20 protein-coding genes are annotated in these 23,020 nt (G+C 65.5%); 10 read left to right on the top strand and 10 right to left on the bottom strand.

Annotated elements, in window-relative coordinates:
- Positions 1–19 precede the first annotated feature (19 nt).
- Complete coding sequence (locus tag AB7A72_RS16645; RefSeq protein WP_369460620.1) at positions 20–1,606, top strand: class I adenylate-forming enzyme family protein; 1,587 nt, start codon at positions 20–22, stop codon at positions 1,604–1,606.
- 44 nt (positions 1,607–1,650) lie between these two features.
- On the top strand, positions 1,651–2,655 hold the full coding sequence (locus tag AB7A72_RS16640) for a tripartite tricarboxylate transporter substrate binding protein (protein ID WP_369460619.1): 1,005 nt from the start codon (positions 1,651–1,653) through the stop codon (positions 2,653–2,655).
- A 67-nt stretch (positions 2,656–2,722) separates the two neighbouring features.
- Here the strand turns inward: AB7A72_RS16640 and AB7A72_RS16635 are convergent, their stop codons facing one another.
- From AB7A72_RS16635 to AB7A72_RS16605, 7 genes are all read right to left on the bottom strand, one after another.
- Positions 2,723–3,598, bottom strand: a complete 876-nt coding sequence (locus AB7A72_RS16635) for a hypothetical protein (protein WP_312414298.1) — start codon at positions 3,596–3,598, stop codon at positions 2,723–2,725.
- Between the two features lie 118 nt (positions 3,599–3,716).
- Entirely contained in the window at positions 3,717–4,598 is an 882-nt protein-coding gene (locus tag AB7A72_RS16630; RefSeq protein ID WP_369460618.1) for an HpcH/HpaI aldolase/citrate lyase family protein, read from the bottom strand.
- A 70-nt stretch (positions 4,599–4,668) separates the two neighbouring features.
- Positions 4,669–5,664, bottom strand: coding sequence for a tripartite tricarboxylate transporter substrate-binding protein (locus tag AB7A72_RS16625; protein WP_369460617.1), 996 nt, complete (start codon positions 5,662–5,664; stop codon positions 4,669–4,671).
- A gap of 108 nt (positions 5,665–5,772) precedes the next feature.
- Positions 5,773–7,152: an MmgE/PrpD family protein gene (locus AB7A72_RS16620; RefSeq protein ID WP_312462498.1), complete on the bottom strand. Its 1,380-nt coding sequence runs from the start codon at positions 7,150–7,152 to the stop codon at positions 5,773–5,775.
- A 25-nt stretch (positions 7,153–7,177) separates the two neighbouring features.
- A complete protein-coding gene (locus tag AB7A72_RS16615) occupies positions 7,178–8,359 on the bottom strand; it encodes a CaiB/BaiF CoA transferase family protein (protein ID WP_369460616.1) in 1,182 nt (393 codons plus the stop codon).
- Between the two features lie 40 nt (positions 8,360–8,399).
- On the bottom strand, positions 8,400–9,566 hold the full coding sequence (locus AB7A72_RS16610) for an acyl-CoA dehydrogenase family protein (protein WP_369460615.1): 1,167 nt from the start codon (positions 9,564–9,566) through the stop codon (positions 8,400–8,402).
- 87 nt (positions 9,567–9,653) lie between these two features.
- Positions 9,654–10,550 (bottom strand): FAS1-like dehydratase domain-containing protein, encoded by an 897-nt coding sequence (locus AB7A72_RS16605; protein WP_369460614.1) that lies wholly within the window; start codon positions 10,548–10,550, stop codon positions 9,654–9,656.
- 221 nt (positions 10,551–10,771) lie between these two features.
- Between AB7A72_RS16605 and AB7A72_RS16600 the strand changes: the two genes are divergently transcribed.
- The 6 genes from AB7A72_RS16600 to AB7A72_RS16575 all read left to right on the top strand — a co-directional run bounded on the left by AB7A72_RS16600 (position 10,772) and on the right by AB7A72_RS16575 (position 17,896).
- The gene (locus tag AB7A72_RS16600; protein ID WP_312462522.1) at positions 10,772–11,677 is read left to right on the top strand and encodes an SDR family NAD(P)-dependent oxidoreductase; all 906 of its coding nucleotides are present in this window, start codon (positions 10,772–10,774) and stop codon (positions 11,675–11,677) included.
- Positions 11,678–11,956: 279 nt separating this feature from the next.
- The gene (locus AB7A72_RS16595) at positions 11,957–12,850 is read left to right on the top strand and encodes a MaoC/PaaZ C-terminal domain-containing protein (protein WP_312414313.1); all 894 of its coding nucleotides are present in this window, start codon (positions 11,957–11,959) and stop codon (positions 12,848–12,850) included.
- Complete coding sequence (locus tag AB7A72_RS16590; RefSeq protein ID WP_407064992.1) at positions 12,847–14,115, top strand: acetyl-CoA hydrolase/transferase family protein; 1,269 nt, start codon at positions 12,847–12,849, stop codon at positions 14,113–14,115. The genes AB7A72_RS16595 and AB7A72_RS16590 overlap by 4 nt, the downstream gene beginning before the upstream one ends.
- A 25-nt stretch (positions 14,116–14,140) precedes the next feature.
- On the top strand, positions 14,141–15,337 hold the full coding sequence (locus tag AB7A72_RS16585) for an acetyl-CoA C-acetyltransferase (RefSeq protein WP_312462493.1): 1,197 nt from the start codon (positions 14,141–14,143) through the stop codon (positions 15,335–15,337).
- Positions 15,338–15,380: 43 nt separating this feature from the next.
- Positions 15,381–16,370 carry a Bug family tripartite tricarboxylate transporter substrate binding protein gene (locus tag AB7A72_RS16580; RefSeq protein WP_239810113.1) on the top strand — a complete coding sequence of 330 codons (990 nt, stop codon included), beginning with the start codon at positions 15,381–15,383 and terminating at the stop codon, positions 16,368–16,370.
- Positions 16,371–16,381: 11 nt separating this feature from the next.
- The gene (locus tag AB7A72_RS16575; protein ID WP_369460613.1) at positions 16,382–17,896 is read left to right on the top strand and encodes a class I adenylate-forming enzyme family protein; all 1,515 of its coding nucleotides are present in this window, start codon (positions 16,382–16,384) and stop codon (positions 17,894–17,896) included.
- 74 nt (positions 17,897–17,970) lie between these two features.
- On the opposite strand, the gene AB7A72_RS16570 is transcribed toward AB7A72_RS16575, so the two are convergent.
- On the bottom strand, positions 17,971–18,792 hold the full coding sequence (locus AB7A72_RS16570; protein ID WP_312834806.1) for a TlpA disulfide reductase family protein: 822 nt from the start codon (positions 18,790–18,792) through the stop codon (positions 17,971–17,973).
- Positions 18,793–19,109: 317 nt separating this feature from the next.
- Between AB7A72_RS16570 and AB7A72_RS16565 the strand changes: the two genes are divergently transcribed.
- Together AB7A72_RS16565 and AB7A72_RS16560 are read left to right on the top strand one after the other, a co-directional pair.
- Positions 19,110–19,514, top strand: coding sequence for a type II toxin-antitoxin system RelE/ParE family toxin (locus AB7A72_RS16565; protein WP_312526226.1), 405 nt, complete (start codon positions 19,110–19,112; stop codon positions 19,512–19,514).
- Between the two features lie 39 nt (positions 19,515–19,553).
- Positions 19,554–19,922 (top strand): helix-turn-helix domain-containing protein, encoded by a 369-nt coding sequence (locus tag AB7A72_RS16560; RefSeq protein WP_312526229.1) that lies wholly within the window; start codon positions 19,554–19,556, stop codon positions 19,920–19,922.
- 112 nt (positions 19,923–20,034) lie between these two features.
- On the opposite strand, the gene AB7A72_RS16555 is transcribed toward AB7A72_RS16560, so the two are convergent.
- Together AB7A72_RS16555 and AB7A72_RS16550 are read right to left on the bottom strand one after the other, a co-directional pair.
- Positions 20,035–21,474, bottom strand: a complete 1,440-nt coding sequence (locus AB7A72_RS16555) for an NAD-dependent succinate-semialdehyde dehydrogenase (protein WP_369460612.1) — start codon at positions 21,472–21,474, stop codon at positions 20,035–20,037.
- Positions 21,475–21,556: 82 nt separating this feature from the next.
- A complete protein-coding gene (locus tag AB7A72_RS16550) occupies positions 21,557–22,765 on the bottom strand; it encodes an ABC transporter substrate-binding protein (RefSeq protein ID WP_369460611.1) in 1,209 nt (402 codons plus the stop codon).
- Between the last annotated feature and the right edge of the window lie 255 nt (positions 22,766–23,020).

Raw genomic sequence — 23,020 nt, 5'->3', positions numbered from 1 at the left:
TTTCGTTTGCATCCCTGGTATGTCTGACACTTCCTCCTTCCAACTCGCCCAGCCCTTTGGCTCCATCCCCGCCCTGGTCCTGGCCCAGGCCCAGGAACGCCCCGACCACACCGCGCTGGTGCTGGGTGACACGCGCCTGAACTACACCCAGCTCGCGCAGGGCATGCGCCAGGTGGCCTGCGCGCTGCAGCAGCAAGGCCTGCAGGCCGGTGATGTGGTGGCCATCTGCGCCAGCACCTCGGTGCCCTATGTGCTGGCCTACCTGGGCGCGCTGCAAGCCGGTGTCGTGGTCGCACCGCTGGCGCCCTCGGCCACCGCCGAGCACCTGAGCGCCATGCTGGACAACTCCGAGGCCAAGCTGCTGCTGCGCGATGCCGAGGTCGCCGCCCAGTGGCCGCTGGCCAGCACCGCAGAGCGTCCCTGCATCGCGCTGGACGACGACGCGCAGGCGGGCACGCCCTGGAGCACTTGGCTGGCCCAGGTGCCCGCCAGCCAGGCGCCCCAGCCGGTGCAGCCCACGCCGCAGTGGCCTTTCAACCTGATCTACTCGTCGGGCACCACCGGTGTACCCAAGGGCATTGTGCAAAGCTGGGGCATGCGCTGGTCGCATGTGAACCGCGCCGTCACCAATGGCTACGGCACCGATGCGGTATCGCTGTGCGCGACGCCGCTGTACTCCAACACCACGTTGGTGGCAGTCCTGCCCACGTTGGCCCTGGGCGGCACCCTGGTGATGATGCGCAAGTTCGACGCGGCCCAGTACCTGCAGTTGGCCCAGGCAGAGCGCGCCACCCACACGATGCTGGTGCCCGTGCAGTACCAGCGCCTGCTGGACTGCTCGGCCTTTGACCAGACCGATCTGACGCGGCTGCAGAACAAGTTCTGCACCAGTGCGCCGTTCAAGACCGCGCTCAAGGCCGAGGTGCTGCGCCGCTGGCCCGGCCGCCTGATCGAGTACTACGGTATGACCGAAGGAGGCGTGCGCTGCGAGCTGCACTGCCACCAGTTCCCCGACAAGCTGCACACCGTCGGCCGCGCCGGGCCTGACGCCGATCTGCGCTTTATCGACGAAGAGGGCAAGGAGCTGCCCAAGGGCGCGCAGGGCGAGATCGTCGGCCGCTCGGCCGGCATGATGACGGGCTACCACCGCCAGCCCGACAAGACCCGCGAGGCCGAGTGGATCAGCCCCAGCGGCGAGCGCTTTATCCGCAGCGGCGATGTGGGCCAGATGGATGCCGATGGCTTCATCGTGCTGGGCGACCGCAAGAAGGACATGATCATCACCGGCGGCTTCAACGTCTACCCCAGCGATATCGAGGCCGTGCTGCTGCAGCACCCCGAGGTGCGCGAATGCGCAGTGATCGGCGTGCCCTCGGACGCCTGGGGCGAGAGCCCCGTTGCCTATGTGGTGCCCCAGCCCGGCAGCACCCCCCAGCCGGCTGACCTGCAGCAGTGGCTCAACAGCCGCGTGGGCAAGACCCAGCGCGTGGCTGACCTGGTCATCCATGCGCAACTGCCCCGCAGCGAGATCGGCAAGGTGCTCAAGCGCGAGCTGCGCACGCTGTACGCGCGCCAGACCCACCCCACCTCCCCATCAACGGCCTGAGCGCCCCCCGGCGCCCACCCACGAACAGGACCAGGAGACATGACATGATCCATCGCCCCCCCTCATCCACCCGGCGCAGGCAGCTGGCCGGCCTGCTCACGGGCCTGGCCGTTGCCGCAAGCAGCCTGCTGGCCGGCGTGGCCCATGCGGCACCCTGGCCCAGCAAGCCGATCCAGCTGGTCATCCCCTACCCGCCCGGGGGCAGTGCCGATCTGCTGGGCCGGCCGCTGGCCTTGCAGTTGCAGCAGCAGCTGGGCCAGCCGGTGGTGCTCGAGTACAAGCCCGGCGCAGGCGGCACCCTGGCCTCGCAGTATGTGGCGCGGGCCAAGCCCGACGGCTACACCGTGCTGATGGTGCTGGCCGCGCATGCGATCAACGACAGCCTCTACCCCAAGCTGCCCTACGACACCCGCAAGGACTTTGCACCGGTCTCGCTGGTGGCCAACCTGCCGATGATCGTCGTGGGCAGCAGCAAGCTGCAGGCCAAGAACATTGGCGAGCTGGTCAAGGCCGCGCAGGCAGCGCCTGAAAAGCTCACCTATGGCTCGGCCGGCAATGGCAATACCGGCCACCTCGCCGGCGCGCTGTTTGCCAGCACCGCCGGCGTCAAGATGACCCATGTGCCCTACAAGGGCAGTGCCGGTGTCGTCAACGCGATGCTGGCCAGCGATATCGACCTGACCTTTGACAGCATCTCGACGTCGATCCCGCATGTGCGCAGCGGCAAGCTCCATGCGCTGGCCGTCACCAGCGCCAAGCGCTCCGCGCTGGCGCCCGAGATCCCCACCGTGCAGGAGCAGGGCTTTCCAGGTTTCGACATCAATGGCTGGTATGCGGTGATCGCGCCAGCAGGCACCCCGGCCGACATCACCGGCAAGCTCAGCCGCGAGATTGCGACCGCGCTGCAAAACCCCTCGCTGCAATCGCAGCTGGCCGCCAGCGGCTATGAGCCGGTGGGCTCCACCCCCGAGGCGCTGGGTGCCCATATCGACCGTGAGATGGAGCGCTGGGCTGCAGTGGTCAAAGCGACCGGCGCCCGCATCGAATAAAAGGCTCCGGCCCCAACAACAATGCCCTGGCAAGCCAGGGCATTTTTCATGGGGCAGTGAACGCAGATCAGCGGCTTTGGCGCGCGCTGGCCTGGGCTTCCAGTGCGGCGCGCAGTGCATCGTCATTGCTGTTCTGCTCGCTGCCGGTATCCGGTGTCACCTTGCGCAGCAGGCCGGTGATGCGGCCCGAGTTCTGCATCAGACGGTTGGCATAAAGGGCGCCAGTGCCCGAGCCACGGGTGTTGCTCCAGTCACCCTCCGCCTGGTTGACGCTGAAGTTGAACCAGAAGCCCCGCACCGTTTCGCTTGATGTGCCGCTGCGCATCTTCACACACTGGGTCTTGCCGGCATCGACGCCACGGATGATCTGCTCGCAGGCAAACAGGCCGTCGTAAGACACCGTCATGCCGCTGCCAAAGGACGATCCGCCGGTGATGCGGGTCAGCTGCATGGTCTCGGTTTCGATGTTGCCGTTGCTGTCGCCATAGACCAGGCTCCACAGACCCAGCAGCGAAGCGGGCGAGTTGTCATAGCCAAACTGGTAGCGCTTGATTTCCTTCTCGCCCTCGCCCGGCAAGGTGATATAGCCCAGGGTGCCGCTGACAAAGCGGATGCGCACATTGCCCGGGCTGCCGCGCTCGACACCGCTGCGGTCGCCACTGCCCAGGAAACGGCCACCCTCGTAGCGGCCCAATCGGGTGGTCAGCTCGCTGTTGTCATCCAGGCGGCCGGTAGCCATATAGAACGTGGGCTGGCCGCTGCTTTCATAGGCATAGACCTGCATCACCAGCACATCGTTTTGCACATCGATGGCAAAACCCCGGCCGGGGCGGCCGTTGACTTCATCGGAGACGATCCAGGTGCCACCCTGCGGCACGTAGGCATGGGCCATCCCGGTAAGGGCCACGGCGGCCCAGGCAATCGCGTGTTTGAGTTTGAACATGTCGCTCTCCTAATGGGGTGCGCCGCTGCTGCGGCGCGGTAGTGGAGCGAGTATATAGACGAGATTGCGCAGAGCTGTGTCAGAAAGTGTCCTGCTCGGCTACCCGAGCAAGCCACTTTTACGCGTCGCTTTGCAGGCGCCGCTGGGCCTGCTGGTGGCGCTGCAAGGTTTTGTGGGCCAGTGCAATCACCGGCGCGTCGACCATGCGGCCATCGACCACGCAGACCCCGCCCTGCGCCGCCTCTGCCGCCGCCAGCACCTGCTGGGCGCGCTGCAGCTGCGCATCCGTCGGCGCAAAGGCCGCATTGATAGGGGCCACCTGCATCGGGTGGATGCTGAGCTTGCCGCCAAAGCCGCCGCGCAGCGCCCGCGCCGCATCGGCCTGCACCACAGCCGAATCCTGGGTGTTGACCGTCACGCCATCGATGGGCGCCGGCAGTTGGGCGCGGCGCGCCGCCAGCACCACGGCCAGGCGCACCGGCAGCAGCTCGCTCTCGTCCTCGGCACAGGCCATGCCGGCATCGACCTGAAAATCCAAGTGGCCAAAGGCCAGGCGCAGCACACGCGGCGCGCGCGCCATTGCATCTATGGCATGCAGGCCCGCCACCGATTCGATGATCGGCACCAGCACCCCTTGCGTGCCCAGCGCCGGCAGCAGCAGTGCCATCGCTTCGGCCGTCTCGGCCTTGGGCAGCACCACGCCGGCGCCGCCCTGTGCGACCAGCTGGGCCAGCGCCTGCAGATCGCCGTCAAACCAGGGCGTGCCATGGGCATTGATGCGCACCAGCACCCGGGCGCGCTCGGCCGCTTGAAGCTGGCCAAAGGCGCCCAGCAAGGCGGCGCGGGCACCCTCCTTGTCCTGCGGCGCCACCGCATCTTCCAGGTCCACGATCACCGCATCGGCCCCACTGGCCAGCGCCTTGGCGATGCGCTCGGGGCGGCTGGCCGGTACAAACAGCCAGGAGGTGGCACTGGCCAGCGGATGCGTATTGAGAGTCATGTCCATCAGTCTTTCGTCTATCAAAAAAGGGGCCCATGGCCCCTGCTCAAGCGCCGGTCAAGTGCCAGGCTTACTCGGCTGTCACGCCGGCTGCCTTGATCACCGTATTCCAGCGCTTCACTTCCGATTCCAGCAAGGCCTTCAAGCTCTGCGGCGTGGCGCGGTCCGGGGTCACCAGCTCGCTGCTCAGGTCGGCAATGCGCTGCACCACCACAGGGTCCTTCAAGGCCACATTCAGGGCGGCGTTGATCTTGTTGATCACCTCGGCTGGCGTGCCCTTGGGCGCATACATGCCGTGCCAGACCTTGACGTCAAAGCCCTTGAGGCCCTGCTCGTCGAGCGTCGGGATCTGCGGCATGGCGGTCAGGCGCTGGGGCGTGGTCACGCCAAAGACCTTGACCCTGTTGCCGTCCTTGATGACTGGTGCGGTCTGCGTGGTCTGGTCGCACAGCAGATCGACCTGGCCGCCCATCAAATCATTCATCGCCGGGCCGGCGCCCTTGTAGGGCACCGTCGTCAGCTTGACGCCCGCCTGGTACGCAAACAGCATGCCGCACAGCTGCGAGACCGCGCCAATGCCGGCATTGGCCAGCGACACCTTGTCCTGGTTGGCCTTCACATAGGCCATCAGCTCCTGGAAGTTGTTGGCCGGAAAGTCCTTGCGCGACAGCAGGGTCATCGGCACATCGAGCACCTGGCCGATGTACTCGAAATCCTTCAGCGGGTCATAGGGCAGCTTCTTGTAGAGCGACGGCGCCGTAGCCATGCCCATGTGGTGGATCAGGATGGTGTAGCCATCGTTCTTGGCGCGGGCCACGCGCGCCGGTGCAATGGTGCCGCCTGCGCCCACGGTGTTTTCCACCACCACGGTCTGGCCCAGCGATTTGCCCATCGGAATGGCCAGCATGCGCGCCACCACATCGGTAGGGCCACCGGCCGAGTAGGGCACCACCATCACCACCGGTTTGGTCGGCCAGTCCTCTGCCTGGGCGTTGAGGTGCAGGCCCAGGCCGGCACAGGCCAACACGGCGGCAGCGGCTGCCGGGGTCAACAAGCGAAAGCGCATTTTTGTCTCCTGGTCTTGGGAGGGGTACATTGCCCATCCCGGTAGGGGGAGGGGGCCGGGTCGGGCCCCCCGCATCGCAGCCGCCCAGCGTCGGCGCTGCTGCATTCTTTATACGGCCAGCAACAGCTTTTCGACCCTGGTCCATTCCCGTACTTGCCACAGTTTCTGCACCGATTGCTGCATCTGCGCGGCGGGCACCGCACGGCTGAATTCGCCCAGGCGCAGTGCCTTGTCGGTCAGCTCCTCGCGGCTCAGTGTGTTGCCTGGGTCGCCCTTGGGCTCGTCCACCCGGCCCTCCAGCACGCGGCCATCGGTGGTGGTCACGGTCACCTTGCCAATCCAGCGCTGCGGGTAGGCGCTGTCCACCTCGGGGTCCAGCACCATGCGCACCTTGTCGCGCAACGCCATCGTGTCCTCGGCGCGGAACTCGTTGTCGAACTCATTGAGGCCGGCAAAGCCAAAGCGCGCGGCCAGCGCCAGCACCGTGCCCATCGAAAACTTGCTCTGGTGCACCGTGCTCGGGTCCACGACCGGGCCCAGCACATCGATCGCCGCCTGGTGCACATGGGTCACCACTTCAGCAATGTCGGACACCTTGAGCTGGTGCGCGCGTACCACCTGCAGCAGCGCATCGGCGGCCGGGTGCGTGTGGCGGCAGGAGGCATGCCATTTGAACGAGGTCTCCGGCGTGGCCCAGCGCGTGCCCAGGCCATCGACCAGGCGGGCCGGATCGCTGTCGCTGGACATGCCGGCGGCCATGCCCTGCGCGCCGCAGAAGATATCGGCCGCGCCGGTGAAACCATCGTTGGCCAGGTAGGCGGCCATCAGGCCGGCGCCTGCTGCATGCGCGGTGTGCAGCTGCTTGCTGTCGGCAGCGGTGCGCAAAAACTCCCACAGGCCCGCAGACTGCGTGCCGGCCGAGCCAAAGGCATGCAGCATTTGCTGTGCATTGAGGCCCAGCAGATGGCCCACAGCAGCCGCTGCGGCCAAGGTGCCGGCTGTGCCGGTGGTGTGGAAGATCTTGTAGTGCGAGCGGCCCAGAAACTCGCCCACACGGATGCCCACTTCATAGCCGGCGATGCAGGCGGTCAGCAGCTCCTTGCCGGACTTGCCCAGCGCCTGCGCCACGGCCACGGCCGGGGGGAAGACGACGGCCGCCGGGTGGAACACCGAGCCGTTGTGCACATCGTCCTGCTCGGCCACATGCGAGGCGGCGGCATTGGCCATCGCCGCCAGGTAGGGGCTGCTGCTGCGGCCCTCGGGGCCGATCACCTCGGCCGGGCCCTGGGCCGGACCCTGGCCCAGCGCAAAGCGGGTGATGCTGGCCACGGGGCGGGCATTGTGGCCGGCCACCACCGAGCCAAACCAGTCAACCCAGAGGTCTTCGGTTTTCTGCAGCACGGACTCGGGAATGTCGCTGTACTGCAGCTCGGCTGCAAAGCGGGCCAGCTGGGCCGCTGGCGTGGGGGAGGTGGTTGCTGTGGTCATGTTCTTTTTTCTCCAACAGAAAGCATCAAAGGCCGGAGGCCTTGCGCACCGCTGCCAGCGCATCGGCCGGCAGCTGCAGCGCGTCGAGGATGGCGGCCGTGTGCTCGCCCACCGCAGGCACCGCGTCCATGCGGTAGTCGTACTGGTTGTTGCGGCCGGGCGGCAGCAGCGCGGGCACTGCGCCCACCGGCGTGTCCACCGGCGCAAAGCGCTGGCGTGCCAGCAGCTGCGGGTGCGCCCACAGGCCCGCCATGTCGTTGACATGGGCGTTGGCAATGCCGGCCTCGTCCAGGCGCTGCACCACATCGCTGGCATTGAGCGAGCCAAAGATGCGCAGGATCTCGGCCTGCAGCTCGGCACGGTTGGCATTGCGCTTGGCATTGCTGTCAAAGCGCGCATCGGTGGCCAGCGCCGGTGCCAGCAGCACCTGGTCGCAGAAGACCTTCCACTCGCGCTCGTTTTGCAGGCCCAGCATCACCGTGCCGCCATCGCCGGCCACAAAGGGGCCATAGGGGTAGATGCTGGCATGCGAGGCGCCCGTGCGCGGTGGCGGCGCAGCGCCTTCAAACGCGTAGTACATCGGGTAGCCCATCCACTCGCCCAGCGCTTCGAGCATGGACACATCGATATGGCTGCCCTCGCCCGTCTTGCCGCGCAGCAACAGGGCCGAGAGGATATTGGTGTAGGCATACATGCCCGCCGCAATATCGGCCACCGAGATGCCCGATTTGCTCGGCGTCTCGGGCGTGCCGGTCACCGACAGAAAGCCCGCCTCGCTCTGGATCAGCAGGTCATAGGCTTTCTTGTCGCGGTAGGGGCCGTTGTCGCCATAGCCGCTGATGTCGCAGACGATGAGGCGCGGAAAGGCGGCGTGCAGGGCCTCGTACGACAGGCCCATGCGCGCCGCAGCGCCCGGCGCCAGGTTCTGCAGCAGCACATCGGCCGTACCCAGCAGCTGCTTGAGCGCCTCCAGGGATGCAGGGTCCTTCAGGTCCAGCGCGAGGCTTTCCTTGTTGCGGTTGAGCCAGGTGAAATGCGAGGACTGGCCGCGCACGCGGCTGTCATAGCCGCGCGCAAAATCGCCGCTGCCCGGCCGCTCCACCTTGATGACGCGCGCCCCCAGATCGGCCAGCTGGCGTGCGCAAAAAGGCGCCGCCACGGCGTGCTCCAGCGATACGACGGTGATGCCGTCCAATGGTCTGGTCATGAAGTCTCCGGTTGTCTGTTTTTCTCGCTGCGCGGCGCCATCAGAACGAGCGCGGCAGGCCCAGGATGTGCTCGGCCACGTAGGAATAGATCAGGTTCGTCGAGATCGGTGCCACCTGGTACAGGCGCGTCTCACGGAACTTGCGCTCCACGTCGTATTCGCAGGCAAAGCCAAAGCCGCCGTGGAACTGCAGGCAGGCGTTGGCCGCCTCCCAGCTCGCCTTGGCCGCCAGGTACTTGGCCATATTGGCCTGGGCACCCATGGGCTCGTGCTTGTCAAACAGCTCGCAGGCTTTCCAGCGCATCAGGTTGGCTGCTTCCACCTCGATGAAAGCATCGGCAATCGGGAACTGCACGCCCTGGTTCTGGCCAATCGGGCGGCCAAACACTTCGCGGTCGCGCACATAGTTGGTCACGCGGTCCAGGAACCAGTAGCCGTCGCCAATGCACTCGGCTGCGATCAGGGTGCGCTCGGCGTTGAGGCCGTCGAGGATGTACTTGAAGCCCTTGCCCTCTTCGCCGATCAGGTTCTCCTCGGGGATCTCCAGGTTCTCGAAGAACAGCTCATTGGTCTCGTGGTTCACCATGTTCAGGATGGGGCGCACGGTCAGGCCTTTTTTCTCGGCCTCACGCAGGTCGACCATGAAGATCGACATGCCTTCGCTCTTTTTCTTGACCTCGGCCAGCGGCGTGGTGCGCGCCAGCAGGATCATGAAATCGCTGTGCTGGATGCGGCTGATCCAGACCTTCTGGCCGTTGATGACGTACTTGTCGCCTTTCTTCACGGCCGTGGTCTTGATCTTGGTGGTGTCGGTGCCGGTGGTGGGCTCGGTCACACCCATCGATTGCAGGCGCCATTCGCCGCTGGCGATCTTGGGCAGGTACTTTTCCTTCTGCGCGGCCGAGCCATGGCGCAGCAAGGTGCCCATGTTGTACATCTGGCCGTGGCAGGCGCCGGAGTTGCCGCCGCAGCGGTTGATCTCTTCCATGATGACCGAGGCCTCGGTCAGGCCCAGGCCGGAGCCGCCGTATTCCTGCGGAATCAGCGCTGCCAGCCAGCCGGCCTTGGTCAGCGCGTCGACAAAGGTCTCGGGGTAGGCACGGGCCTCATCGACCTTGCGGAAATACTCGTCGGGGAACTCGGCGCAGAGCGCGCGGATGGCATCGCGGATTTCGGGGAAGTTGTTGGAGCCGGTGGTTTCAATCATGGTTCTGGGTCGGGCGTTGGGGCTGGCGGCGCTGACAGCGCATGCGCCACCCCCCGGTGTTGGGAAAAGCGTGGTGGTCTGCGGCGCTCAGCGGATCTTGGCGGTGGCCTGCATCGTGAGCCAGCCCTCGTGGTCATGCGCCCAGAGCTTGATGGTCTTGCCATCGTCCTGGGGCTGGCCCAGCACGGTGAAAGGATTCAGATCAAAGGTCGGGCGGATGGCCTTGAACGAGAAGTCGGTCAGCACCGCATCGGGGGCATTGCGGCGCAGCAGATCGACCAGCAAGGTCGCAATCAGCGGGCCATGCACGATCAGGCCGGGATAGCCCTCTTCCTGCGTGACATAGCTGCGGTCGTAGTGGATGCGGTGGCCGTTGAAGGTGAGCGCCGAATAGCGGAACAGCATCACCGGGTCGGCGTTGATCTCGCGCTTCCAGGCGGCCTGCGTCTCGGCGGCCGTGGGCTGGGGCACCGGGTCGCTGGGCTGGGCGGCGGCGCGGTAGACGATGTCATGCTCCTCGGTCAGCGCCAGGCCGTCTGCATTGCTGTAGCTGTGCTGCACCAGCACAAACAGCAGCTCGCCCGAGCGGCCGACCTTGTGGTCCACCGAGGCGATGCGCGAGACGCGCTCCACGCGCTCGCCAATGCGCAGCGGGTTGTCCGCCTGCCACTGCAGGCGGCCACCGGCCCACATGCGCCGGGGCAGCGGCACCGGCGGCAGAAAGCCGCCACGCGCCGGGTGGCCATCGGGCCCCAGCAGGCTTTGCCGCGCCATCGGCACAAAGTTCATCCAGTGCCACAGCGGCGGCAGGCTGTCGCCGTCCTGGGCCGGGAGGTCATCGCGGTCCAAGGTGGCCGACAGACCGGTTACGGCCGTGCGGGCCACCAGGTCCTGCGTGGTCTCGGTCTTGTTGATCCAGCTTTGCAAATGGGCGACCTGCTCGGCAGAGAGCGAGGCGGCAGAAGGTTCAGGGGTGTGCGACATGGTGGCACTGTCGCAGGCTGCGCTCGCCAGCGCAATCGCAGAGATTGGAACCTCTCCTTTGGCAGCGGTGAAGACAGCGGGTTAACGCGCATTAGTGAGCCAGCCGTTTCAGTTTGCCAAAGCCCTGCCTACGTATTTGCGAATTGGCAATGCGCTTCATGGACGGCATGCTGGTGGTATTCATCTACACACAGATCCAAGGAAAAACAGACATGTCCACCATGCTCGAAGGCAAAGTCGTTATCGTCACCGGTTCTGGCGGTGGCATCGGCCGTGATATGGCACTGGCCATGGCCAAGGAAGGCGCCAAGGTCGTCGTCAACGACATCGGCACCTCCACCACCGGTGAAGGCCATGACGACGGCCCCGCGCAAAAGGTCGTCAACGAGATCAAGGCCGCCGGCGGTGAAGCCGTCGCCAATACCGACAGCGTCTCGGACGCCAATGCCGCCGCCAAGATTGTGCAGTGCGCGCTCGACAGCTTTGGCAAGCTCGACGGCATCGTCAACAACGCCGGCATCCTGCGCGACCGCTTCTTCCACAAGATGAGCGTCGATGAGTGGGACGCCGTCATCAAGGTCCACCTCTACGGCAGCTACTACGTGGCACGCGCTGCGGCCAACCACTTCAAGGAGCAGGAAAGCGGCGCCATGGTCCACATGACCAGCACCTCCGGCCTGATAGGCAACTTTGGCCAGGCCAACTACTCGGCCGCCAAGCTGGGCATCGTCGCGCTGTCCAAGAGCATTGCGCTGGACATGGCCAAGTTCCATGTGCGCAGCAACTGCATCTCGCCGTTTGCCTGGAGCCGCATGATCGGCTCCATCCCGACCGACACGCCCGAGCAGCAGGCCCGGGTCGACAAGCTCAAGCAGATGACCCCCAACAAGATTGCGCCACTGGCCGTCTACCTGCTCAGCGAGCAGGCCAGGGATGTGAACGCCCAGGTGTTTGCGGTGCGCAATAACGAGATCTTCCTGATGAGCCAGCCGCGCCCGCTGCGCTCGGTGCACCAGGGCGAAGGCTGGACCCCCGAGGACATTGCCTCGCATGCGATGCCGGCACTGAAATCTTCGTTTGTGCCGATGGAGCGGTCGGGGGAGGTGTTTAGTTGGGATCCGGTTTAAGAGGCATCCCCCTGAGCCGCTGCGCGGCTTCCCCCTTCTCTCACGCTTCGCGTGGGAAGGGGGACGGCACCCTCCGGGCGGGAGCGGCCCTTCGTCGGTGCCAGTTAGTACGGTAGCGCCAGTTTTTTACGCGCAGTGCACAGTGGGCATGTTGATTCTCGAACAACGAAGCTCGATGGGTGTGCTCTGACCGTTTCAAGGAGGTCCCCCGGTGGCCTCGCAAAACACCCAACAAGCAGTGCACTACGCCGCACCACAACAACCCCAGAGACAACGACCATGACGATCAACTACCAGCAACTCAAGGCCCGGCCGTTTGCGCCGGTGCACCAGGATTATTCGCAGCGCGACACGATGCTGTATGCGCTCAGTCTGGGGGTGGGCAATGATCCGCTCGATACCCGCAATCTGCCGCTGGTCTACGAGGGCATGGCGCAGCCGTTGCAGGCGCTGCCGACGATGAGCTCGGTGCTGGGCTATCCCGGCTTCTGGGCCAAGGAGGCGGATACGGGGATTGACTGGGTCAAGCTGGTGCATGGCGAGCAGCGCACCACCATCCACCAGCCGCTGCCGGTAGGGGCCAAGGTGGTGGGCAAGACCAAGGTCACGCGGGTGATCGACAAGGGCGCGGGCAAGGGCGCGATTGTGGTCAGCGAGCGCAGCCTGGAGGGCGAAGACGGCACCTTGTACGCCACGCTGGAGCAGGTCACGTTCTGCCGGGGCGATGGCGGCTACAGCGAAGCGCTGGGCGGCCAGCCCAGCGATGCCTCGCTGCCGGCACTGGCGCCCACGCCCGACACGGCACCGCGCTGGACCTATACCCACACCATCCGCCCCGAGGCGGCACTGCTCTACCGCCTGATGGGCGACTACAACCCCTTGCATGCCGACCCCCAAGTGGCGCAGGCGGCAGGCTTTGACAAGCCCATCCTGCATGGCCTGGCCACCTACGGCATGGTCTGTCATGCGCTGGTGATGACGGCCTGCAATGGCGATGCCAGCCTGCTGCGCAGCATGCATGCACGCTTTTCGTCGCCGGTGTTTCCGGGCGAGACCTTGCGCACCGAGGTCTGGCAGGCAGGCGATGCGCTGCAGTTCCGCGCGCTGGTGGTCGAGCGCGGCATTGTCGTGCTCAGCCATGGCAATGCCAGCCTGGCCCCCGCACAGCCATGAGCATGGCCCAAGGCCGGCAGATGGCGCTGGCGGATCTGGACCTGGCGCAGTTCATCCGCGCTGGCGACAGCATCGTCTGGGGCCAGTCCGCTGCCGAGCCGCTGTCGCTGATCCAGGCCTATGTGGCCCAGCGCCAGCGCTTTGCGCGCACCAGCGTCTTTCTGGGCATCGGTGGCGCCAACACCCTGCAGCCCGCGCATGCCGATGCCATCGATATGCGCGGCTATGCCGCCGGTGGCGCGCACCGCGCCCTGGGCATGGCCGGTGTGCTCGATCCGATTCCCTGCCATTACTCGCAGATTCCGCAGCTGATCGCCAGCCGCCGCATTGCCGTCGATGTGGTGTTCGTCCAGGTATCACCGCCCAATGCCGATGGCGACTGCAGCCTGGGCCTGGCCCATGACTATTTGGTCACTGCCATGCGCCATGCGCGCTGCGTGATCGCCGAGGTGAACGCCGATGTGCCCTGGGTGGCGGGCGCCAGCCTGCGCCCGGCCGATGTGGATGCCTGGGTGCAGAGCGACCAGGCTGTTGTTGATGTTCCCGCCGGCAAGATTGGCCCCGCTGAAGAGGCGATTGCGCAGCTGATCGCCAGCCGCGTGGAAGATGGCGCCACCTTGCAGCTGGGCATTGGCAACCTGCCCGATGCGGTGCTGCAGGCGCTGCAAGGCCACCGCGACCTGGGCGTGCACAGCGGCACCATCGGCGACCGCGTGGCCGACCTGGTCGAGGCTGGCGTCATCACCAATGCACGCAAAGGCATCGATGCGGGCACCAGCGTCACCGGCCTGCTGATGGGCAGTGCCCGCACGCGGCGCTGGGCGCATAACAACCCAGCGCTGCGCATTGCCGGTACCGACTACACCCACAACGCCGAGGTGCTGGGCCGGACCCACCGGCTCACCGCGATCAACTCGGCGATCGAGGTGGACCTGACGGGCCAGATCAATGCCGAGGTGGTGGCAGGCCAATACCTGGGCGCCGTCGGTGGCGCGATGGATTTCCTGCGTGCCGCTGCCGCCTGCGATGGCGGCCTGCCGATTGTCGCGCTGCCCTCCACCGCCCGGGGCCAGTCGCGCATCGTCGCGCAGCTTTCCGGCCCGGTCTCCACGCCGCGCGCCGATGCCGGCCTGATCGTCACCGAGCACGGCATTGCCGACCTGCGCGGCCTAAGCCTGGGCCAGCGCCTGCGCGCGATGCTGGCCATTGCCGCACCTGAACACCGAGACCTGCTGGCGGCCCAAGCGCGCCAGCACCTGAATTGACCCCTTTTTTTCTGGAGAGAAAGCCATGCGTAAAGCCGCCATCGTCACCCCTTTGCGAACCCCGGTGGGCACCTACGGAGGCAGCCTGCGCCCCGTCTCGGTCGAGGACCTGGCCGCCACCACTGTGCGTGCCGTGGTCGAGCGCAGCGGCATCGACCCCAGCCGCATCGACGATGTGGTGTTTGCCCAGTCCTATGCCAGCAGCGAAACGCCTTGCGTGGGCCGCTGGGCCGCGCTGCAGGCCGGCCTGCCGGTAGAGGTCCCCGGAATGCAGCTGGACCGCCGCTGCGGTGGCGGCCTGCAGGCCGTGGTTACCGCCTGCATGATGGTGCAAAGCGGCGCCGCCGATGTGGTGATCGCCGGCGGTGTGGAGAGCATGAGCAATATCGAGTACTACACGACCGATATGCGCTGGGGCAAGCGGGCCGGCAGCGTCACCATGTATGACCGCCTGGACCGGGGCCGCGAGCGCTCGCAACCGGTGGAGCGCTTTGGCGTCATCTCCGGCATGATCGAGACCGCCGAGAACCTGGCGCGTGACTATGGCATCAGCCGCGAAGAGGCCGATGCCTTTGCGCTGCGCAGTCACCAGCGCGCTGCCGCCGCCTGGCAGGCCGGCCGCTTTGATGCCGAGGTGGTGCCCGTCAGCGTGCCGCAGAAAAAGGGCGAGACGACCCTGTTCAGCCGCGACGAAGGCTTCCGCGCCGATGCCACGATGGATTCGCTGGGCAAGCTGCGCGCGTTGATGAAGGGCGGCACCGTCAGCGCCGGCAATGCCAGCCAGCAAAACGATGCCTCGGCCGCCTGCCTGATCGTGGCCGAAGACAAGCTCCAGGAGCTGGGCCTGACGCCGATGGCCAGCCTGGTGGGCTGGGCCGCCGCCGGCTGCGAGCCCTCGCGCATGGGCATTGGCCCGGTGCCGGCCGTCAAGAAGCTGCTGGGCAAGCTGGGCCTGACGATGAACGACATGGACCTGGTCGAGATCAACGAGGCCTTTGCCTGCCAGGTGCTTGCTGTCCTGCAGGGCCTGGAATGGAACGATGCCGAGCGCCTGAATGTGAACGGCTCGGGCATCTCGCTGGGCCACCCGATTGGTGCCACCGGCGTGCGCATCCTGGCCACCTTGCTGCATGAGCTGGAACGCCGCAAGGGCCGTTATGGCCTGGAGACCATGTGCATCGGCGGCGGCCAGGGCATTGCCGCCGTGTTCGAGCGCTACTGAGCGCCCGCCCTCCCCACCGCTTACAAAAACCAGGAGACAAGACATGACCCTCATCCACCGCCGCCGCCTGCTGGCTGCCACGGCCGCCGCCGCCCTCAGCCTCTGCGCCTCTGTCCATGCCCAGGGGGGCCTGGGTTCAGGCGCACCGGTGCGCCTCATCGTCGGCTACTCGGCAGGCGGCCCTGTGGACCAGGGCGCACGCCTGCTGTCCATCGCGCTGTCCAAGGAGCTGGGCAGCACCGTCGTGGTCGACAACAAGACCGGTGCCAACGCCACCCTGGCGGGCAACGAAACCTCGCGTGCCAACCCCGATGGCCTGACCCTGTGGTTTGCCGCCAGCCCCACGATCACCATCAGCCCCAATGTGATGCGCAAGATGCAGTTCGACCCGGCCAAGGACCTGACCCCGATCGCACCGGTGCTGAGCTACTACAACGTGCTGGTGGCGAACAACAACGAGCCCTTCAAGACTACGAAGGCGCTGGTGGACTATGCCAAGGCCAACCCCGGCAAGCTCAGCTATGCCTCGGCCGGCGTGGGCGGCTCCAACCACCTGGGCACCTTGCTGTTTGCCAAGCGCAGCGGCATCGAGCTGAACCATGTGCCCTACCGGGGCAATGCACCGGCGATGACCGATGTGATGGGCGGCCAGATCAACATGATGATGGACATCATCAGCACGGCGGGCACCTACATCCACAGCAAGAAGGTGACCCCGATCGCTGTCACCTCGCCCCAGCGCAACCCGGCGCTGCCCGATGTGCCGACCTTCGCCGAAAGCGGCATCGACGGCCTCAAGGGCTTTGATGTGGGCGGCTGGTATGCCGTCTACGGTCCCAAGGGCATGGCGCCCGAGCTGCAGATGCGCCTGAACAAGGCCATCAATGCCGCGCTGGCCCAGCCCGAGCTGAAGGCCAAGTACAAGGAGCTGGGCTACGACGAATGGACGGGCAGCCCCCAGACCCTCGTCGAGCGCGCCGCGAAGGAACGCCAGATGTGGTCCACCGTGACCCAGGGCATTGTGGTGGACTGACAGGACCCAAGATGGAATTTCGCATTCACCAGTTTCTGGACCGCTGGCTGCAGGAGGCCCCGGACCGGCCCTTTATCTACCTGCCTGACCGCACCCTGAGCTATGCCGACCTGGGCCGCCTGGTCGACGCGCTGGAGGCGGAGCTGCGCGCGCTGCAGGTGCGCAGCGGCGACCGCGTGCTGGTGGTCGCCGAGAACTGCCCCGAGCATGCCGCGCTGCTGCTGGCCTGCAGCCGCGTGGGCGCCTGGGCCTGCGGCGTCAATGCCCGCATGGCGCCCGGCGAGGTGCGCGGCTTTGCCGACAAGGCCGACGCGCGGGTGGTGTACTTCACCGACCGCGTCTCCAAGGCCGCCGCAGCGCACGCCGAGCGCTATGGCACCAGCCCCTCTTGCGTTCCGGGCCTGGCCCACACGGCCGTGCGTGCCGATGCGCGCGCCGAGCCCGAGCCGGATGGCAATCCCGTCGCTGCCATCATCTTCACCTCCGGCACCACCGGCACCCCCAAGGGCGTGCTGATGAGCCAGCGCGGTGTGGCGCACTTTGCCCGGGTCTCGGCCCAGTCGCGCCGGCTGGGGCCTGCTGACAAGGTCTATGCCTTTGTGCCTATGACCCATATCTTCGGTCTGGGCACCGTGCTGCTGGCCTCGCTGTCGGCCGGCGCCGCGCTGGAGATGCGCAGCCAGTTCGAGCCTGCTGACCTGCTGGACGCGCTGGCCCACCATGGCATCACCCAGTTGCAGGGCCCACCCACCTTATTTGCGCGCCTGCTGCAGTACTGCGAGCAGCATGGCATCCGCCAACCGGCGGCACCGCATCTGCGCTACCTCTACACCGGCGCCGGCCCGCTGGATCTGGCGCTGAAAACCAAGGTGGAGGCGCTGTTTGGCCAGACCCTGCACCATGGCTATGCGATGAGCGAATACGCTGGCTCGCTGCACCTGACGCGCATCGACGAAGCCCGCAGCGACACCAGCGCGGGCTACTGCATCGACGGCGCGGAGCTGCAGATCGTCGATCCGCACAGCGGCCGGCCGCTGCCGACCGGCGAGCGGGGCGAGATCTGGGTGCGCGGCACGGGCTTGATGCCCGGCTACTTCCGCGACCCCGAGGCCACGGCCGCCGCCTTGCGCGACGGCGGCTGGTATGCCACTGGCGACCTGGGCGAGCTGCATGCCGATGGTGCGCTGTTCGTCGTTGGCCGCCTCAAGGAGATGATCATCCGCTCGGGCTTCAACGTCTACCCCAGCGAGGTCGAGCATGCGCTGGGCAGCTTTCCCGGCATCCAGCGCGCCGCCGTCGTGGGCCAGAAGGAGGCCGATGGCAACGAGGCCGTGGTCGCCTTTGTCGTGCAGGATGCCCGCCATCCACCGGACCTGGATGCGTTGCAGGCGCACCTGCGCGAACACCTGGCACCCTACAAGCGGCCGGCACGCATCATCGCCATCGATGAGCTGCCGGTGAATGCCAATGGCAAGGTGATGAAGCGCGAGCTGCAGGTCCGGCTGGAGGCCGAGCAGACACTTTAAGGAGCAGGTGGTTCACAGCACAGCCAGCCGCACAAGCGGCTGTGTGTGCCCCGAAACACCGCCGCCCCCCTGGCCTAGCTGCCTGCGGCCGGCACGATCTTCTGCATGAAGTCGTTCAGGCTGGCTCCCGACAGCTCGCCCACCCTCTGGCCCTGCAGCTGGCCGTTCGCGTCATAGAACAGGGTGGTGGGCAGCGCACGGCTGCCTGCCACCTCGCCCATGCTGTTGCGCGGGTCCAGCAGCACCTGGCCATCGGGCAGGCCAAAGCCGCGTGCGGCCTTGAGCACCACCTCGGGTGCTTCCTGCTGGTTCACCCACAGAAACTGCGCCTGCGGGTAGCGCTTTTGCGCCTCCAGCAGCGCCGGCATCTCGCGTACGCAAGGGGTGCACCAGCTGGCCCAGAGGTTGATCACCACGGGCTTGCCCTTGAACTGGTCGAGCGCATGGGTTTGGGCATCCAGCGCCACCAGCGACAGCTGCGGCAAGGCCTTGGCGCTGGAGGAGAAGTGATGGACCAGCGCATTGCCGCCCAGCCACAGCACCGCAAACAGCGCCGCCGCACCCGCCAGCGGCTGAACCACCGCCTTCTTGCGCAGCCACAGCCACCAAACGTAAACAACCGTCACCGCCAGCGCCGCCCAGGGCTCCCAGCCCCCATCGCGCACATTGAACAGCGACAGTGGCTGCGCCAGGTAGTCATCGGCATAACGCGCCACAAAGCCCAGCCGCGCTGCGACCAGCGCCAACAGCGGCAGCAGCCAGGCATGTGGCGTCGTGGACAGTCCCCGCTGCCGCGCCCAGCGCGCCAGCAGCACATCGGCCAGCAGCCATGCCAGCATCAAAATGACCAAACCCCAGGGCAGCGAAAACGGCCCGATCTGCAAACTTGCGCTCATAAATGCTTTTTCAATCAACAAGAAGTGATGTGGTTACCGATCCTCCACATTCATGGTGCACCATCTGAATGCAATACGGCATTTTGGTTCCAGTGGCGTTTCGGTTGAAGGGATGCCTAGGCTTCCACCAGCAAATGACCACGGCATCCAGCACCAACCCAGCAGCCAAATTTATATAAGTAGTTGTATAATTAAAGGATGCACTGCCGTGACGATGTGCACGCAAATTATTCCTATAACTGGAGTGTGTATGAAGCAAAAGCGCCGCAAGGCCTCCTGGCAATCCCAAGGGATTGCAATTTTCAAGCAGGGAAGAAATGCAATTCAAACCACGAAAGCCACTCCAGTTTTGGGAGCAATCCGTTGTCAATGACTACCGCAAGTTTCCCGCAGATATCCAGGACGATGGCGGCTACCAGCTCGACCGTCTTCAACAGGGCCTAGACCCCGATGATTTCAAGCCCATGGCGGTCATTGGCGCAGGTGCTTTTGAGCTTCGGTTGCGAGACGACAGCAATGCCTACCGTGTGATCTACGTCGTCAAGTTTGAGGATGCGGTCTGGGTGCTGCATGCATTCCAGAAGACCACGCAAAAGACCAGCAACAAAGATATCCAGCTGGCGAAGGAGCGCTTCGCAAAACTGCTCCAGCTGAAATCGGAGGAGAAGGCGCTGCAGAAGAAAACCGCCAGAAAGACAGCCTCTGGCAAGACTGCATCGTGATGCAGCCGCCAGCGCCATGACTATTGCAAAGGATGCCCTATGAATGCCATCACCGAACATGTCAGCTTCTCCAGCGTGTCGGATCTTCTGGAGAAGACACCTGAAGAACGCCGAGATTACGAATTGCGCTGTGAGCTGCTCACGGCCCTGCGGGAGCACATCCAACAATCGGACATGACCCAGGCCGCCGTGGCCAAGGCGCTGGGCGTCGCCCAGCCACGGGTGAGCGATCTGGTGCGGGGCAAGCTGTCCAAGTTTTCGGTCGGCACCCTGCTGGATTTCATGATGCGCCTGGGCTTCACGGTGGCGATCAAGCCCACCCCGCCGAAGGTGACGGCGGCCAAGGCCGGCGTAGCGCGCAAAAAAGCCAGCAAAACAAAACCTGCGCCAGAGCTGGAGACAGCCTGACGGGTTTCTCAACCGCCGGCGACTACCGCAAGCAGTCGCCGGTTTTCATCGCGCTATACCAGCGCGTTGGGTAATCTCCACCCACCAACGCGCCTCGGTAGCAATAGCCGTCTTACTGGTCCTCGCTCACCAGTTTGATATTGCAGTAAGCCTGCAGCCCTTCAATACCGCATTCCGAGCCCCAGCCGCTTTCCTTGACGCCGCCAAAGGGCGCCTCGGCCATCGAGATGTTCAAGGTGTTGATGCCCAGCATGCCGGTTTGCACGCCGTTGGAGAGTTGCTGGCGCACGGCGCTGTCCTGCGTGAAGGCGTAGGCGGCCAGGCCGTATTGCAGGCGGTTGGCGCGTTGCAGCGCTTCGTCCATGTCGGCGATGGGATTGATCAGCGCGACGGGGCCAAAGGGCTCCTCGTTCATCAGACCGGCATCTTCGGGCAGGTTGCTGATGACGGTTGGCTCCCAAAAGAAGCCCTTGCCGGGCATGCGCTTGCCGCCGATGTGCAGGGTGGCGCCCTTGTCTTGCGCATCGGCGATCAGGCGGGTCAGCGCCTCGATGCGGCGCGGATTGGCCAGCGGGCCCATCTGGCTGCTTTCGTCGAGGCCATTGCCGACCTTGAGCTTCTTGGTGCGCTCGACAAAGGCAGTCACAAAGCGGTCGAACACATCGCGGTGCACATAAAAGCGTGTGGGCGAGATGCAGACCTGGCCGGCGTTGCGGAACTTGCCGGCGACCAGGGCGTCGGCGGCTTTCTCGATGTCTGCATCCTTCCAGACGATGACCGGCGCATGGCCGCCCAACTCCAGAGTGGCGCGCTTCATGCTCTTGGCGGCATGCGAGGCCAGCATCTTGCCCACGGCGGTGGAGCCGGTGAACGAGAACTTGGCCACCTCGGGCTGGTCGAGCAGGTAGCCCGATACCTCGGCCGGCACGCCGAACACCATGTTCAGTACGCCAGCGGGCAGGCCGGCATCGTGCAGCACGCGCACCAGCTCCTGGGCGGTGGCGGGGGTTTCCTCGGCGGGCTTGAGCACCAGGGTGCAGCCCGCAGCCAGGGCGCCGGCAATCTTGCGTGCCGGGGTGATGGCGGGGAAGTTCCAGGGCGCAAACGCGGCGCAGACGCCAACCGGTTCATGGTGCACGGCAATGCGCTGCGTCGGGGTCTTGCCCGGCACCAGGCGGCCATAGTTGCGGCGGCCCTCCTCGGCATACCAGTCGTAGGTGTCGGCAGCGGCCAGCACTTCCAGCCTGGCTTCGCGCACGGGCTTGCCCTGCTCCAGGGTCATGCAGCGGGCGATGTGGTCGGCACGCTCGCGGATCAGGCTGGCGGCCTTGCGCAGAATGTCCGAGCGGGCCAGCGGTGAGGTGCGCTTCCAGCCTTCAAACGCGGCGTTGGCGGCCTGCAGGGCGGCCTGCAGATCGGCTGGGCTGGCATGGGGCAGCTGGCCCAGTGTGGACTCGTCCAGCGGGTTGATGACGGGCTCGCTCTTGCGGCCGTCGGCGGACAGCCATTGGCCGTTGATAAACAGCTGCAACTGTGGATAAGCTTGGGACATCGGTGGCTCCTGCCAGGGGTTTGGAATGCATAACGCGGTCTTTCTGAAAAGAAGACCGCGTGGCTTGTGGATAAGTCTGTGGTTACTTCTTCACGAAACCACACTTGCCGTCGGCCATGGGCCGGAACGCCTGGTCACCCGGAATGGTGGCCAGCACCTTGTAATAGTCCCAAGGGCCTTTGGATTCCTCGGGCGACTTGACCTGCACCAGGTAGAGGTCGTGCACCATGCGGCCGTCCTCACGCACATGGCCGTTCTGGCTGAAGAAATCCTCGATCTTGTTGGACTTGAGGTACTTGGTGACGGCGGGGCCGTCGTCGGTCTTGATCGCGGCCACGGCCTTCAGGTACTGGGTGACGGCCGAGTAGGTGCCGGCGTGCACCATCGACGGCATGGTCTTCTTGCCCATGCGCTCAAAAAAGCGCTGCGAGAAGGCGCGCGTCTCGGGCGTGCGGTCCCAGTAGAAGGCGGTCGCAAAGGTCAGGCCTTGCGCGGTCTTGAGGCCCAGCGAATGCACGTCCTGGATGAACATGAACTGGGGCGCCACCGTCTGCTTTTGCATCAGGCCGAACTGCTTGGCCGACTTGATCGCATTGATGGTGTCATTGCCCGCGCTCACCAACGTGACCACCGAGGCCTTGGACTCCTGCGCCTGCAGCACGAAGGACGAGAAATCGCTGGCATTGAGCGGGAAGTTGGTGCGGCCCACGACCTTGCCGCCGCCCTTGGTGACGATATTGGTCACCGTCTCGGCGCCAGCCTTGCCGAACGCATAGTCCACCGCCATGATGTACCAGTCCTTCTTGCCTTTTTCCAGCATCGCATGGGCCACGCCGCTGGCCATCGCATAGGTGTCGTAGGTGTAATGGATGCCGGTGGGCATGCAGGCCTCGCTGGTCAGCGCGTCCGATGCGCCGCCCGAGGTCAGCACCAGCTTGTTGCGCTCCTTGGCCAGGTTGTAGACGGCCATCGCCACGGCCGAGTTGTTCAGGTCGACCACCACGTCCACGCCGTCGGTATCGAACCAGGTGCGTGCGCGGCTGGCACCGACGTCGGCCTTGCCCTGGTGGTCGGCAAACACCACCTCGATCTTCTTGCCCCCGACCTTGCCGCCAAAGTCCTCCACCGCCATGCGGGCGGCTTCCACCGAGCCGCGCCCTGCGGTGTCGGCATAGGGGCCGGACATGTCGCTGAGCACGGCAATCTTGACGACGTCGTCAGAGATGCCCTGCGCTTGCGCGCCCGTGGTGCAGCATGCGGCCATCGCCAAAGCCAGCGCGGTCATTTTCATGGTCTTGTCTCCGGTTTTATAGAAAGCGTTTGACAGACGATGCTAGAGATTTCTGGCCCCCTGGTTTCTGCATTTGCGAAGCAGCACCTTAGCCTGTGCCAAAGCCTAGAAAACCCTGATGGTTTTCCACACCAAACTGCTGTCACCCAAGTTCGTCAAGCGCGGCCAAACCCCCTCTTCGGCAACCAATAATTGCGTGCAGCAGGCAATGGGGCCATGCTTGACCATCCGCTATCTCCTCAGAAAGATTCCGCA

This window comes from Comamonas sediminis, from assembly GCF_041107495.1.
GTDB lineage: Bacteria > Pseudomonadota > Gammaproteobacteria > Burkholderiales > Burkholderiaceae_C > Comamonas > Comamonas sediminis.
The sequence above is the reverse complement of the archived record's forward strand: the minus strand, read 5'-3'. Positions and strand labels throughout refer to the sequence as shown.